This is a genomic window from Streptomyces shenzhenensis (assembly GCF_021462265.1).
Classification (GTDB): Bacteria; Actinomycetota; Actinomycetes; order Streptomycetales; family Streptomycetaceae; genus Streptomyces; species Streptomyces shenzhenensis.
Genome location: NZ_JAJONF010000002.1, coordinates 278,173 through 291,609, shown reverse-complemented (window position 1 = coordinate 291,609; position 13,437 = coordinate 278,173). Strand labels below are relative to the sequence as shown.

General features: G+C 73.2%; 12 protein-coding genes. 6 read left to right on the top strand and 6 right to left on the bottom strand.

Annotated features, from left to right (window positions below):
• The first annotated feature begins 108 nt into the window (after positions 1-108).
• Positions 109-780, top strand: a complete 672-nt coding sequence (locus LQ326_RS03800) for a TetR/AcrR family transcriptional regulator (protein WP_234532406.1) — start codon at positions 109-111, stop codon at positions 778-780.
• Positions 781-789: 9 nt separating this feature from the next.
• The gene (locus LQ326_RS03795; protein WP_234532405.1) at positions 790-1,971 is read left to right on the top strand and encodes an FAD-dependent oxidoreductase; all 1,182 of its coding nucleotides are present in this window, start codon (positions 790-792) and stop codon (positions 1,969-1,971) included.
• Here the strand turns inward: LQ326_RS03795 and LQ326_RS03790 are convergent.
• The gene (locus tag LQ326_RS03790) at positions 1,946-2,626 is read right to left on the bottom strand and encodes a TetR/AcrR family transcriptional regulator (protein WP_234532403.1); all 681 of its coding nucleotides are present in this window, start codon (positions 2,624-2,626) and stop codon (positions 1,946-1,948) included. The genes LQ326_RS03795 and LQ326_RS03790 overlap by 26 nt on opposite strands.
• Before the next feature lie 101 nt (positions 2,627-2,727).
• Here LQ326_RS03790 and LQ326_RS03785 point away from each other — a divergent pair, with 101 nt between their 5' ends.
• Positions 2,728-3,285 carry an NAD(P)H-dependent oxidoreductase gene (locus LQ326_RS03785; RefSeq protein ID WP_234532401.1) on the top strand — a complete coding sequence of 186 codons (558 nt, stop codon included), beginning with the start codon at positions 2,728-2,730 and terminating at the stop codon, positions 3,283-3,285.
• Positions 3,286-3,364: 79 nt separating this feature from the next.
• On the opposite strand, the gene LQ326_RS03780 is transcribed toward LQ326_RS03785, so the two are convergent.
• Complete coding sequence (locus LQ326_RS03780; RefSeq protein WP_268206604.1) at positions 3,365-7,513, bottom strand: bifunctional nitrate reductase/sulfite reductase flavoprotein subunit alpha; 4,149 nt, start codon at positions 7,511-7,513, stop codon at positions 3,365-3,367.
• 103 nt (positions 7,514-7,616) lie between these two features.
• Here LQ326_RS03780 and LQ326_RS03775 point away from each other — a divergent pair, with 103 nt between their 5' ends.
• Positions 7,617-8,081 carry a hypothetical protein gene (locus LQ326_RS03775; protein WP_234532392.1) on the top strand — a complete coding sequence of 155 codons (465 nt, stop codon included), beginning with the start codon at positions 7,617-7,619 and terminating at the stop codon, positions 8,079-8,081.
• Positions 8,082-8,138: 57 nt separating this feature from the next.
• Positions 8,139-9,083, top strand: a complete 945-nt coding sequence (locus LQ326_RS03770) for a polyprenyl synthetase family protein (protein ID WP_234532389.1) — start codon at positions 8,139-8,141, stop codon at positions 9,081-9,083.
• An 86-nt stretch (positions 9,084-9,169) separates the two neighbouring features.
• Here LQ326_RS03770 and LQ326_RS03765 read toward each other — a convergent pair whose 3' ends face one another.
• From LQ326_RS03765 to LQ326_RS03750, 4 genes are all read right to left on the bottom strand, one after another.
• On the bottom strand, positions 9,170-10,195 hold the full coding sequence (locus tag LQ326_RS03765) for an alcohol dehydrogenase (RefSeq protein ID WP_234532388.1): 1,026 nt from the start codon (positions 10,193-10,195) through the stop codon (positions 9,170-9,172).
• Between the two features lie 130 nt (positions 10,196-10,325).
• Positions 10,326-11,411, bottom strand: a complete 1,086-nt coding sequence (locus LQ326_RS03760) for a hypothetical protein (RefSeq protein ID WP_234532386.1) — start codon at positions 11,409-11,411, stop codon at positions 10,326-10,328.
• A 158-nt stretch (positions 11,412-11,569) separates the two neighbouring features.
• A complete protein-coding gene (locus LQ326_RS03755) occupies positions 11,570-11,752 on the bottom strand; it encodes a hypothetical protein (RefSeq protein ID WP_234532384.1) in 183 nt (60 codons plus the stop codon).
• Between the two features lie 272 nt (positions 11,753-12,024).
• Positions 12,025-12,768: an anti-sigma factor antagonist gene (locus LQ326_RS03750; RefSeq protein ID WP_234532383.1), complete on the bottom strand. Its 744-nt coding sequence runs from the start codon at positions 12,766-12,768 to the stop codon at positions 12,025-12,027.
• Between the two features lie 130 nt (positions 12,769-12,898).
• Here LQ326_RS03750 and LQ326_RS03745 point away from each other — a divergent pair, with 130 nt between their 5' ends.
• Complete coding sequence (locus LQ326_RS03745) at positions 12,899-13,246, top strand: helix-turn-helix transcriptional regulator (protein WP_234532381.1); 348 nt, start codon at positions 12,899-12,901, stop codon at positions 13,244-13,246.
• Positions 13,247-13,437: the final 191 nt, after the last annotated feature.

Genomic DNA, 13,437 nt, shown 5'->3' with positions numbered 1-13,437 from the left:
TCGACGAGTTGGGCTCCGGCCTCCGGAGCCCACGACGTGAGGCATCCTGTCGGCGAACATGTTCGCAACGAACTTGTTCGCGACGAACATGTTCGTTATGGTGGGCGCATGCCAGCAACTCCCCGCTCCCGCCGGGAGCGTCCCGCCAAGCCCGCCCTGACCAGGGAGGGCATCGTCGCGGCCGCCGTGGAGATCCTGCGCGCCGAAGGGCTGCAGAAGGTCACCATGCGGCGCCTGGCCCAGGAGCTCGACACCGGCCCGGCCTCGCTGTACGTCTACGTCCGCAACACCGCCGAGCTGCACGCGGCGGTCCTGGACGAACTCCTGGGCACCGTGGGCCCGGCCCCGGCCGAGGGCACGTGGCGGGAGCGGCTGGAGCAGGTGCTCGTCGCCTACACCACGATGCTGCTGGAGCATCCCAGCCTGGCCCGCTCCGCGCTGACCTCCTGGCCGAGCGGCCCGCACTACCTGAACCTGATCGAGACCCTGCTGGGCCTGCTCGCCGAGGGCGGGGTGGCGCGCGAGCGGGCCGCCTGGGGCGTCGACCTGCTGCTCCAGCGCGCCACCGCGACCGCCGCCGAGCACGCGGGCGGGGCGTCCCAGGACGACTGGGACTCGCTCGGCCGGGCGCTGAACCAGGTGTCGGACCGTACCCACCCGCACATCGCCGCCGCCTCCGGGGCGCTGCTGTCGGGCGCGCCCGCGGCCCGCGTGTCGTGGGCGTTCCAGGCCCTGATCAACGGCATCGAGCACACCCCCGTACCCGGATCCCACGACTAGGAGCCCTTCATGTCCACTCCCCACCACTCCATCGCGATCGTCGGGGCCGGCCTCGGCGGGCTCACCCTCGCCCGGGTGCTGCGGGTGCACGGCGTCGAGGCGGCCGTCTTCGACCTCGACGCCTCCCCCGCGGCCCGCACCCAGGGCGGCATGCTCGACATCCACGACGACTCCGGCCAGGTGGCGCTGCGCGCGGCCGGGCTGTACGACGCGTTCCTGACGCACGTCCACCCGGGCGGCGAGGCCACCCGGGTCCTGGACAAGGACGCCCGGGTCCTGCTGGACGCGCCGGACGACGGCACCGGCGGGCGGCCGGAGATCGACCGGGGCGATCTGCGCCGGCTGCTGCTCGGCTCCCTGCCCGAGGGCGTGATCCGCTGGGGCGCGAAGGTCACCGGCGCCCGCCCGCTCGGCGCCGGCCGGCACGAGGTGACCCTTGCGGACGGCGGCTCCTTCACCACCGATCTGCTGGTCGGCGCGGACGGCGCCTGGTCCCGGGTGCGCCCGCTGGTCTCGGACGCGCGGCCCGCGTACACCGGGATCTCGTTCGTGGAGACGGACCTGCCGGAGGCGGACGTACGCCATCCGGTGAGCGCCGAAGTGGTCGGCGGCGGGATGCTGTTCGCGCTCGGCGCGGGCCGGGGCTTCCTCGGCCACCGGGAGAGCGACGGCAGTCTGCATGTGTATACGGCGGTGGAGGCGCCCGAGGAGTGGCTGGACGGGATCGACTTCACCGACACCGAGGCGGCCAAGCGGGCGGTGCTCGATCACTTCGACGGCTGGGACAAGAGCCTGCGGACGCTGGTCGCGGACGCCGAGGGCACGCTGGTGCCGCGGCGGATCCACGCCCTGCCGGTCGGCCACCGCTGGGACCGGGCACCCGGGGTCACGCTGCTCGGCGACGCAGCGCACCTGATGTCGCCGTTCGCCGGTGAGGGCGCCAACCTGGCGCTGATCGACGGCGCCGACCTGGGCCTCGCCCTCGTCGCGCACCCGGGCGACACCGAGGCGGCCGTGGCCGCCTACGAGGAGAAGATGTTCGCGCGCGCCGAGCGGTCCGCGGCGGACTCCGCGCGCAACAGCGCCATGCTGTTCCGCGCCGACGCGCCGCGTGGTCTGGTCGACATGTTCACCGGCGGCGGGCCGGACGCCGGCGGGGCGGACGTCAGCGAGCCGGCGCCGTCCGTGTGACGCGGTCGACCAGGTCGGTCCAGCCGGCCTCCAGGCGCTCCATCGGCATCCCGCACTGCCTGGTCAGATAGTGGATCTGGGCGGGGTCGAGGTAGGCGAGCAGCGTCTGGGCGAGCAGTTCGCAGTCGGCGTCCGGCTGGATCTGCCGCAGCAGCATCGTGACATGCGTGCGCAGCGCCTGCATCGGCGGATTGGCATAGCGCCGGGTGGGCTCGGGCTGGGCGGCCAGCTGGAGGTCCAGCTGCTCGGCCGCGCGGTAGAGCACCGCGACGCCGAACGCCCGGAGCCGCTCGACCGGCGGTGCGCCGGGGCCCAGCGGCGGGGGGCCGCCGAGGAAGTCGGCCTGGAGCCGCCGCGAGGAGTGGTCCAGCAGCGCCATCAGCAGGCCGGTGCGGTCGCCGAACCGGCGGAAGACCGTGCCCTTGCCCACCTCGGCCGCCGCGGCCACCGCCTCCATGGTCACGCCGGCCACCCCGTGCTCGGCGATCAGCCGGGCCGCGGCCTCCAGCAGCCGGGCACGGTTGCGGGCCGCGTCGGCACGCAGGCACTGCTCTTCCGGAGCGGGCCCGACCTCGAGCAACCGCGGGACGTCGAAGGGCTCCTGGGGCTGCGGGAGAGGCGGCAGGACGCTGGACATGAAGACAGCGTAAAGCATGGGGAACAAAACTGGACTGCGGTCCGCTTAGAGTGTTAGAAATTAAACGGACCTCGGTCCGGATTCGTTACGGCAGTGTTTCATCCCCCCTGGAGTTCCCCATGTCTGTCCGCATCCTTGCTCTCGTCGGCAGCCTCCGCGCCGGTTCGCACAACCGCCAGCTTGCCGAGGCGGCCGTCAAGCTGGCCCCCGAGGGTGCCGTGGTCGAGGTCTTCGAGGGCCTGGCCGAGATCCCGTTCTACAACGAGGACATCGACGTCGAGGGCAACGTCCCGGCCGCCGCCGCGAAGCTGCGCGAGGCCGCCCAGGCCGCCGACGCGTTCCTGCTCTTCTCCCCCGAGTACAACGGCACCATCCCGGCCGTCCTGAAGAACGGCATCGACTGGCTGTCCCGCCCGTACGGCGCCGGCGCCTTCGGCGGCAAGCCGGTCGCCGTCATCGGCACCGCCTTCGGCCAGTACGGCGGCGTGTGGGCGCAGGACGAGGCCCGCAAGGCCGTGGGCATCGCCGGCGGCAAGGTGGTCGAGGACATCAAGCTGTCGATCCCCGGGTCGGTGACCCGCTTCGCCGAGACCCACCCGGCCGACGACGCCGAGGTGGCCGCCCAGCTGACCGAGGTCGTCGCCCGCCTGCACGGCAACGTGGGCGTGGCCGCCTGAGGCACCCCGCGAAGGGGCCGGAGCTCACCAGCTCCGGCCCCTTTTCACGTCCGGCCCGGCCCCCGCCCCGGCGCCGAACTCAGTAGACGTCCCGGACGTAACGCCGGTCCGCGGCCAGCTGCTTGACGTACACGGTCGCCTCGTCCTCGGTCAGTCCGCCGTGCACGGTGGCGATGTCCTTCAGGGCCCGGTCCACGTCCTTGGCCATCCGGGATGCGTCCCCGCAGACGTAGAAGTGGGCGCCGTCCTGGAGCCAGGACCACAGCAGCGGGCCGTGTTCGCGCATCCGGTCCTGGACGTAGACCTTGGCACGCTGGTCGCGGGAGAACGCGGTGTCGAGGCGGCTCAGGGTGCCCTCGGCGAGCAGGGCGGTGAGCTCCTCCTCGTAGTAGAAGTCGGTGGCCCGGTGCTGTTCGCCGAAGAACAGCCAGTTGGGGGCTCGGTGGCCGCGGGCGCGGCGCTCCTCCAGGAAGCCCACGAACGGCGCCACGCCGGTGCCGGGGCCGACCATGACCATGGGGGTCGCCGGATCGGCGGGCGGGCGGAAGTGCGCGGAGCGCTGGACGTGCACCGGGACCTCGGTGCCGGGTTCGGCGTCGGCCAGGAACGGCGAGCAGACGCCCTGCCGGGGCCTGCCGCGCAGGTTCTCGTAGCGGACGACGGAGACGGTGAGCGAGACCTGGTGGGGGTCGGTGAGCGGGCTGGACGAGATGGAGTACAGGCGCGGCTGGAGCCGGCCGAGGACCCCCGCCCATGCGCCGGCGTCGGCGCGGATCCCGAACTCGGCGACCACGTCGATGGCCTGCCGGCCCCAGGACCACTTGGCCAGCTCGTCCTTGTTGTCGGGGCGCAGCAGTTTCCGCAGCTCGCGGGGGTCACGGGTGCGTTCGGCGGCGAAGCGGAGCAGGTCCGGGGTGACGCGGGTGATGTCCAGATGGCGGGAGAGCGCTTCACCGAGGGGGACTTCACCGGCTCCGTCGATCTCCACGCCGGTCGTGGCGTCGAGGCCGGTGACGTCCAGCCATTCCGCGACCAGGTCCCGGGAGTTGAGCGGGCGGACCGCGAGCGCGTCGCCGGCCTCGTAGACCAGCGGGGTCTCGCTGTCGTGGCTGTCGAAGGTGAAGCGGCGGACCTCCTTGCCGGCGCCGGGCAGGCTGAGCAGCCGGTTGCCGACGAGCCGGGCGGTGACGGGGGCGGGGCGCCGGGGCCTGGCGGGTGCGGGTGCCTCCGCGGGCGAAGGCGGGGCCTCTGCCTTGAGGGCGGTGAGCACCTGGTCGAGCCAGGCGTCCGCCTGGGTCTCGTAGTCCGGTTCGCAGTCGGTGCGCGGCGCGAGCCGGACCGCGCCGAGTTCGTCCATACGGCTGTCCAGGCGCCGCCCGTGTCCGCAGAAGTCGTCGTAGGCGGAGTCGCCGAAGGCCAGGACGGCGTACCGGCGGCCCGCGAGCCGGCCGCTGTCGAGGGCGGCGAGGCCGTCCCAGAAACCGGCGCCGTTGTCGGGGGCGTCGCCGTCACCGAAGGTGCTGGTGATCAGGAGCAGGTCGGCGCCGGTGGGCAGGGCGGCCGGGTCCGCCTGGTCCATGGGGACGAGGGAGGCCGCGTGGCCGCCGGCGGCGAGCCGCTCGGCGGCGGTGGCGGCGAAGTCCTCGGCATTGCCGGTCTGCGAGGCCCACAGGACCACCACCTGACGGGTCGGCGACGCCGGCGTGGTGACCGGGGCGGCGCCGGTGCGGGAGTACATGCCGGCGAGGGTGCCGTTGACCCACAGGGCGTGCTCGGGGCTGAACGGCGCGTCCGGCGGCAGCACGGGGACGCCGGGGGCACCGACCGGAATGCCGGCGAGGAAGCCGACCAGGTACTGCCGTTCACGATCGGTGAGGACCGGCGGCGGCGCCGGGTCGAGGCCGAAGACGGAGGCGGCGGAGGGCGGCACGGCGGTGGGTGTGACGGCGGCACCGGCGGGTACCGCGTCGGCGGCAGCGGGTACGACGACCGCGGCCGGGGTCTCCTCAGCCCCGGGCGCCTGCACGGTCACGGGCGTGGACACCTTGGTCAGCGACACCGCGCACACCTTCAGCTCGGGCTGGAAGGACAGGGGGTCGACCGCGTCGCTGGTCACCGCGTTGACGCTGAGGTACTCGCCGAACAGGTCGTTCCAGTGGAACGGCGCGAAGCAGGAGCCCGGCAGCACCCGGTCCGTGACGACCGCCGGCAGCACCGCCCGGCCGCGCCGCGAGGCGACCTCCACGGAGTCGCCGTCGGCGAGCCCGAGCGCGGCCGCGTCCTCGGGGTGGATCTCGACGAACGGGCCGGGATCGAGCCTGTTCAGCTTGGCGACCCTCGCGGTCTTGGTCAGGGTGTGCCACTGGTGCTGGAGACGGCCGGTGTTGAGGACGAACGGGTAGTCGGCGTCGGGCATCTCGGCGGGGTCCACGTGCGGCCGGGCGTGGAAGACGGCGCGCCCGGAGGCGGTGGCGAAGGTGAGGGAGCCGTCGGGGCCGCGGTACCGGACGGGGTTGCGGTCGGGGCCGTCGGCGGTGGCGGCCGGCCACTGGACGGGGGCGGCGCGCAGCCGGTCGTAGGTCACGCCCCGCAGGTCATAGCCGGTCTGCGGGTTGTGGAAGCGTTTGATCTCCTCGAAGATCTCCTCCGCGCTGCCGTAGGAGAACCCGTCCTCGAAGCCCATGGCGCGGGCGACGCCGGCGATCAGCCGCCAGTCGGCGGTGGCCTCGCCGGGCGGGTCGGCGGCGGGACGGGCGAGGGTGAGGTTGCGCTCGCTGTTGACGAGGACGCCCTCGGTCTCGGTCCACAGGGCGGCGGGCAGCACGACGTCGGCGTAGGCGTTGGTCTCGGTGTCGGCGAAGACGTCCTGGGTGACGACGAACTCGGCGGCCTCCAGGCCCTCGATGACGGTCCTGCGGTTGGCGACGGAGGCGACCGGGTTGGTGCAGATGATCCAGCAGGCCTTGATCCGGCCGTCGGCCATCTTCTGGAACATCTCCACCGTGCCCTTGCCGACGCCGTCGGCGCGGATCGTGCCGGGCTCGAGCCCCCAGCGCTCCTCGACGAAGGCGCGGTCGGCGTCGACGAGCACCGAGCGCTGGCCGGGCAGGCCCGGTCCCATGTACCCCATCTCCCGGCCGCCCATGGCGTTGGGCTGGCCGGTGAGGGAGAGCGGGCCGCTGCCGGGGCGACAGATCTTCCCGGTCGCGAGATGCAGGTTGACCAGGGCGTTGGTGTTCCAGGTGCCGTGCGTGGACTGGTTGAGGCCCATGGTCCAGCAGCTGGTCCACTCCCCCGCCTCGCCGATCAGCCGGGCGGCCTCGCGCAGGTCGGCCTCGGGAATACCGGTGATGTCGGCGACGGCGGCGGGCGGGTAGCCGGCCAGGAACTCCGGCATCTCCTCCCAGCCCTCGGTGTACGCGGCGACGAAGTCGGGGTCGGTGTGCCCGTTCTCGTACAGCAGGTGGAGCAGCCCGTTCAGGAGCGCGAGATCGGTGCCCGGCCTGACCTGCAGGAAGAGGTCCGCCTTGGCGGCCGTGGCGGTACGGCGCGGGTCGACGACGATCAGCTTGGCGCCTGCCTTCACCCGGTCCATGAGCCGCAGGAAGAGGATGGGGTGGCAGTCGGCCATGTTGGCGCCGATGACCAGGAAGACGTCCGCCTTGTCGAGGTCCTGGTACGAGCCGGGCGGGCCGTCGGCGCCGAGGGAGAGCTTGTAGCCGGTGCCGGCGCTGGCCATGCACAGCCGGGAGTTGGACTCGATGTTGTTGGTGCGCAGCCAGCCCTTGGCGAGTTTGTTGGCGAGGTACTGGGCCTCCAGGCTCATCTGGCCGGAGACGTAGAGGGCGACCGCGTCGGGGCCGTGCTCGTCGACGATCGCGCGCAGCCGTCGCGCGGTCTCGGCGACCGCCGCGTCCACGGCGGACGGCACCGCCTCCTCGCCCCGCTCGGGCCGCAGCAGGGCGGTGGTCAGCCGGCCGGGCGCGGCGAGCATGTCGGCGGTGGTGGCGCCCTTCGTGCACAGCCTGCCGGCGTTCGCGGGGTGCTCCTTGTCCCCGGAGGCCTTGAGGACGGTACGGCGGCCGTCCGGGCCCGTGCCGATGTCCAGGACCATGCCGCAGCCGACCCCGCAGTACGAGCAGACGGTCCGCACCTTGCCGGTGTCGGTGCTGCGCGAGTCCGGCGCGGCCACGGGTACCCCCTGTTCCTGCTGGTCAGCCTCTTTCATCCGACTCCGACCGTAGGTACGGCTGATTACGCCGGCGTCACCGCTCCCGATCAACAGGGGTTAAGGCCGCCGCACAGACCCGCTCGGGGCGATGTGAGCGGACATGCCCGGGACACCGGCCGGCCCCCGTCTCGACGCCGGTCCGCCCATGGCCCGGATGACCGGACTGCCCACCGCCGCCGGCCGCGGCCGCACCCGGCACGAGGTGCTGCCGCGCGTCCGGCGGCGCGACCAGGTCCCGCGGGACGTCGTCCGCGACGGCCGGCCGCGCGACACCTTCGCCACCCGACGCGCCCGGGCGGCCTCGCCGCCCGGTACGGGAGCGGCGGTGTCCGGACCACCGGCACGTGGACGGCACCGGCGAGGTCGTGGGCCCGGCCGCGGTGGGCCGGGAGGTGTCGCGGTGCCCCACCGGTCCGCCGGGGACAAGATCCCCGACACGGTCCTCATCCGCGTCGCCCCCGGCTCCGAGGACGACATCATGCTGCTCACGGCGCGCGTGCTCCGGGCTGAACGCCCCGTCCGTAAGCCGGGGCGCGCGCCCGCCGGGCCTCCGGTCGCCGGGTGACACCGCGATACGTGGCTCGTTCACCGGCAGGGAAACGATCAGCAGTGAGGAACGGGGATGCGGCACGAGGAGAACGGCGCGGCGGCCGCCGTGGAGCAGGCGCTGCGGGACTGGCTGTCCCGGGACGCCGAGGGTCCGCTCGCGGAGGTGCACCGCTGGGCGCTGCACCCGCCGGGGAAGCTGCTGCGGCCGGTGCTCCTGCTGGAGTCGGCGGCGGCCGTGGGCGGGTCGTACGAGCGGGTCATGCCCGCGGCGGTCGGGGTGGAGCTGGTGCATGTGGCGAGCCTGCTGCACGACGACATCCTCGACGACGACCAACTGCGCCGCGGCAAGCCGTCGGCGCACGCCAGGTTCGGGCCGGGCGCGGCGGTCCTGAGCGGTGACGCGCTGATGTTCGCGCTGTTCGAGCAGGTGGTGGAGTGCGGTCGGCGCGGGGTGCCGGAGGCCGCCGTGATCCGGGCCGTGGGCACGCTGGCGCGGGCCGGCCGGCGGATGGCGCAGGGGGTGGCCCGCGAGCTGGACCCGGTCCGGGCACCGGACGCGGTCGGCGGGTATCTGGAGATGGTCCGGCTGAAGACGTCGGCGCTGCTGAGCGCGTGCTGCGAGGCGGGCGCGGTGCTGGGCGGCGGCTCGCCGGGGCAGGCGCGGGCGCTGGCCGGGTACGGCGACGCCCTCGGGGTGGCGTTCCAGATCCGCGACGACCTGCTGCCGTACGGCCCCGAGGCCGGGCGGGAGGGCAAGCCCGCCGACAGCGATCTGCGCAACGACCGGCCCAGTCTGCCCCTGCTGCTGGCCGGGCCGGTCCCGAACGATCCGGAGCAGGTGGGGCGGCTGCTGGTGGAGACGGGCGCGCTGGAGCAGTCCACGCGGCTGGCGCGCAGGTACGCGGAGCAGGCCCGCCGGGAGCTGGACGCGCTGCCCCGGGGCCCGCACCGGTCCGCGCTGTACCGGACGGCCGAGGCCCTCACCCCCGGGCCGTGGCGCGCGGGCGGTGCCGGGTGAGGGCACGGCCGTCCGGCCGCCTGGAGACGCCGCGCCCGTGCCGGGCGGCCCGAGCGGTACGCGGAGGGCGGTGCGGTGCGTGACGCTCAGTGGTAGGTGAGGACCATCCGGAAGCGCGCGGCCCCGGTGAGCATCTTCTGGTAGGCCTCGCCCGCCTGCTCCAGGGGTACGGTCTCGATCGTCGGGCGGATCTGGTGCAGGGCGCTGAACTCCATGGTGTCCTGCACCTCCTGCGCGGTGCCGGACGGATGGCCGCGGACCACGCGCGCGGCCGAGAGCAGCTGGAGCGGGCTGACCTCGAGCGGCTCGGGGTCGATGCCGATCACCACCAGTTCGCCCCGGGGGGCCAGGCCGTCCACGGCCGCCGAGATCGCCTGGGAGTTGCCCGCGGTGGCGAGTACGGCCTTGGCGCCGCCCAGCGACTGGAGGGCCTCCGCGACCGGGGTCCGGGCCGTGGAGTCGACGTAGTGGTGGGCGCCGAGCTGTTTGGCGAAGTCGGCCTTCTCGGCCCCGCGGGCGACGGCCACGGTCTCGAAGCCCATGGCCACCGCGTATTTCACCCCGAGGTGGCCGAGCCCGCCGAGACCGACGACGGCGACCAGGTCACCGGGCTCGGCCGGGCTGCGCCGCAGCCCGTTGAAGGTGGTCACGCCCGCGCAGCCCATGGGGGCCGCGTCGGCCGCGGTCAGCCCGTCGGGGATGCGGGCCAGCGCGTCGACCGGCGCGATGACCTGCTCGCCGAAGCCGCCGTCGTAGGTCCAGCCGGGCGTCTTCATGTTCTCGCAGACGATGAAGTCGCCCTGGCGGCAGGGCTTGCAGTGGCCGCAGCTGCCGCCGAACCAGCCGACCGCCACCCGGTCGCCGGTCTGCCAGCCCCAGTTCTCGATGCCCTCGCCGAGCTCCTCGATCCGCCCGGCGATCTCGTGGCCGGGGACCACGGGGAACGTGACGCCCGGCAGTGCGGCGGTGACGAAGAAGGCGTCGCTGTGGCAGACGCCGCAGGCCTCCACGGCGATCCGCACCTGGCCGCGGCCCGGCCTCGGCACCTCCCGCTCGACGATCTCGAAGGGCCCGCCCAGGGCGGGCACCTGCGCGACTCGGTAGATACTCATGGGTCACTCCCGGAGCGGGTATGACGGGTAGGGTCCGAAGCCCCCTCACCCAGCACACCAGCTCCGGGCCGATCGCGCGCGTCGAGCGCCCGGACGCCCTTCCCGCAGGCAGGGCGGGCCCGTCGTGCGATCAGGAGGTGATGCCGTTGTACTGGTCCCAGGTGTAGGCGAGGTCGGGCGAGGAGGGCTTGCCGGGCCAGTTGAAGTAGTCCCAGACGAGTTCGGCGGGGTTGGTGGCCAGGTAGCCCCGGCCGGGCAGGTCGTCGGCGTCGTCCCAGGCCCAGGGCGGGTTGGCGGCGTCGGTGTCGCAGGCGCCGTTGGCCGGGCCGAGGACCCCGCCGGCGCCGCACCTGGCGCCGTAGGGGTTGGAGCTGTCGTCGCCGGCGAAGTTGTCGGGCGTCGCGAACAGCGAGGTGAGGGTGCGGTCGGCCCACATGCCGTTCGCGGCGAAGACATCGGTCAGCGTGTACTGCACGTCACGGTCGTTGGAGCCGGACGGCACCTCGGCGGTGGAACCGGGGTAGTAGACGATGCCGTCGCCGCTCGCGTACTGGTCGCGTTCCTTGGACAGGTAGCCCTCGGCCCACGCGGCGTGGGTGTTGGGCTGCTGGGTGGTGAAGGGGCGGCCGTGGCCGTCGTCGTGCGGGTCGCCCTGCAGCCTGAGCGTGCCGTCCACGCTCTCCTGCCCGCTGGTGAAGTCGCTGCCGGAGGGCACCCAGGAGTAGAAGTTGCTGTGCGCGACCGTGATGGCGGCCTTCAACTGCCCGTGCTGGGAGCCGTCGTTGGCCACGACGACCAGGACGCCCTCGGAGTCGTTCTCGTGCTCGGTGAGGTCCTCCTGGTAGTTGTCGAGGACGCCGTCCGACCAGTCGCGCGGGTGGAAGTACATGTACAGCAGGTACGAGAAGGCCGGGGTCTGGACGACCGAGTAGTAGACGTGCGCCGCGAGCGGGAACTGGCTGGTGTTCTCCCAGTTGTCGCGGCCGTCGAGGTCGCCGTCGTAGTCGTACGACGTGAGGTAGTCGGACCTGCCGCCGAGCGCGGTCTCGCCGGTGGAGTCGACGTCCTGGAAGTTGACCGGGGCCCACCACTGGGCGAGGGCGGCGCGGTCGGTGGCGGCGTCCGCACTGGCCGGGGTCGGCCGGGTGAGGCCCGCGCAGCAGACGGCGGCCAGGGCGGCGGTCACGGCGAGGGATCTGCGTCGGGTCGAAGGCACCCGAGAACGGTGGGGCCGGCTGGTTGCCACGGTTCCTCCGGAGGCGGCGTAAGGAACCGGCACGTCGCTGACGTCGGCGTGCCGGTAGGGAAGTTGACGCTATGAACCGGTGGTGCGTGTGGTGCCGCGGCTGCCGGGGGCCGGCCTCCGTGCGGGTCCTAGGGTGAGGTGCCCGTCGCGCCGGGCAGGTTCTTCGGCGGGGCGGTGAGCGGCGACGACGGTGGTGGGGACGCCTCCCCCGAGTCGGCCTGGACGACGAGGACGACCGCGATGACCGCCGTGGTCAGGGCAGCCATCGTGGCCAGCCACCAGATCCTGAGTGTTTTCGCATGAGCGGCCATGGCACCCCCCTTCGACGCGGAGCGTACGCCGTTGCCTGAAGAGGGGAGTCTCTTTTCACAGCACTCGGCAGCCGGCGCCGCACGCCACCGGCCTCACCGCCACATTGTGGCCGTCTTTCCCGCTTGTCGCACCGGATTACGGAATTCGCAAGGCAATTGACCGAACATCAAAGAGACCGGCCCACGATCCGCCGCTCCCGGCCGGTCGTCCGGTCACGTGGCACTCGCCGTCGGCCGGGCCGTCGCGCGCCTGGAGGGTGACGTGGCCCGGCTCAGTCGAGGGCCGTCGCCGGCACGCGTGCGGCGGCGACCTGGGTGACCGCGGCGGACAGCTGCTTCTGGGTGGGCGCGGGCAGCGGGCCGCCTCTGATGGAGTCCACCAGCTGACCGGCGGTCCGGTGGAGCTTGGTGTTGGTGTTCTGGGAGGTGGCCACCAGGACACTCCACGCTTCCTCGGGAGTGAGAACGAAGGTGGCCATCAGGATGCCGCGGGCCAGGTCGATGGTGTCCCGGGTCTGGAGCGCCCGCCGTAGTTGTACGACCTCGGCGCGCAGGTCGGTGCCGAGATCGCCGGCAGCGGGCAGCGAATCCCCGGCGTCCTTCGCCTCCCCTGCCTCCTCGGCGTCCTCCCGTCCGTCCGGCACGGTGTCCGGCGTGAACAGAGCAAGGGCACCCGTGATCTCCAGTATCCGCTCCACGGCTGGGCCGGCCTGCCGGAGCGTGATCTGCTTGCCCTCCTTGAGGGCCTGCCGCCGGGCGTTCAGAAGGACGTTGAGGCCGGAGCAGTCGCAGAACCCGACCCCGCGCAGGTCCAGTTCGACGCCGTGCGACGAGCGCAGCAGCGCCGCGCGCAGGGCACGCCGAAGCTGTGGCTCACTCGTGAGGTCGAGATCACCGCACACCGTGACGACGGTGCGCTTCCCCTCGTCGCGGCTGCGGATGGTGAGATCCGGCGGCTCGCGCACACCGGCTGGGTCGAGTGTCCGCCCGGTGCCGGGCTGTTCTGGTTCCGGCATGGCCTCGCTCCCCGTGACGCTCGTGCGATGTCCACAACCAGGTTCACCCCGGCACCGACATGCGTCAAGAAAAACACGAAACACAATTCGTGTATTCTGAAGCACGAATCATGACGCGTAGGATTGCCTCATGGCTGGAGCAGCACCGGAACCTCACACGGGGTGGACCTTCATCACGAATCACGCCCGTGTCCTGGCCGCCATCGCCGACGACGAGAGCGCCCGCGTCCGGGACATCGCCGCTCGTTGCAGGCTCACGGAGCGCGCCGTCCAGAAGATCATCTCCGATCTGGAGCAGAGCGGTTTCCTCTCCCACACCCGTGAGGGGCGCGGCAATCTCTACCGGATCGAACCGGGAACCGCCCTTCGCCATCCGGCCGAGTCCGGGCTGACCGTGGCCTCCTTGCTGGCCCTGCTCGCCCAGGTCGAGCCCCATGCCGCCGGCCGGCCGGGCGGCGAGGGCTCGTCACCCTCCTGAGACACCGGCCCCGCCCCCGGTCCCCTCGCGGCCGTCGGGCCGCGCCGCGAGGACGGCGGGGCTCCAGGGCCCGGCTGACCAGCGAGGGGGGTCTCGGTGGGCCGGGCCCGGCGACGGCTCGCGTACGCGGTGAGCGGCGGCGCCTCCTCGACGCTCCCACCCAGCTGTATCATGATCGTTCCGGCGGCCTG

Bases quoted from the DNA above. Each gene is read 5' to 3' on its own strand.
- LQ326_RS03800 (WP_234532406.1), top strand. From the start codon at position 109: ATGCCAGCAACTCCCCGCTCCCGCCGGGAGCGTCCCGCCAAGCCCGCC.
- LQ326_RS03775 (WP_234532392.1), top strand. From the start codon at position 7,617: ATGCCCGGGACACCGGCCGGCCCCCGTCTCGACGCCGGTCCGCCCATG.
- LQ326_RS03795 (WP_234532405.1), top strand. From the start codon at position 790: ATGTCCACTCCCCACCACTCCATCGCGATCGTCGGGGCCGGCCTCGGC.
- LQ326_RS03765 (WP_234532388.1), bottom strand. From the start codon at position 10,195: ATGAGTATCTACCGAGTCGCGCAGGTGCCCGCCCTGGGCGGGCCCTTC.
- LQ326_RS03750 (WP_234532383.1), bottom strand. From the start codon at position 12,768: ATGCCGGAACCAGAACAGCCCGGCACCGGGCGGACACTCGACCCAGCC.
- LQ326_RS03770 (WP_234532389.1), top strand. From the start codon at position 8,139: ATGCGGCACGAGGAGAACGGCGCGGCGGCCGCCGTGGAGCAGGCGCTG.
- LQ326_RS03780 (WP_268206604.1), bottom strand. From the start codon at position 7,513: ATGAAAGAGGCTGACCAGCAGGAACAGGGGGTACCCGTGGCCGCGCCG.
- LQ326_RS03790 (WP_234532403.1), bottom strand. From the start codon at position 2,626: ATGCTTTACGCTGTCTTCATGTCCAGCGTCCTGCCGCCTCTCCCGCAG.
- LQ326_RS03755 (WP_234532384.1), bottom strand. From the start codon at position 11,752: ATGGCCGCTCATGCGAAAACACTCAGGATCTGGTGGCTGGCCACGATG.
- LQ326_RS03745 (WP_234532381.1), top strand. From the start codon at position 12,899: ATGGCTGGAGCAGCACCGGAACCTCACACGGGGTGGACCTTCATCACG.
- LQ326_RS03785 (WP_234532401.1), top strand. From the start codon at position 2,728: ATGTCTGTCCGCATCCTTGCTCTCGTCGGCAGCCTCCGCGCCGGTTCG.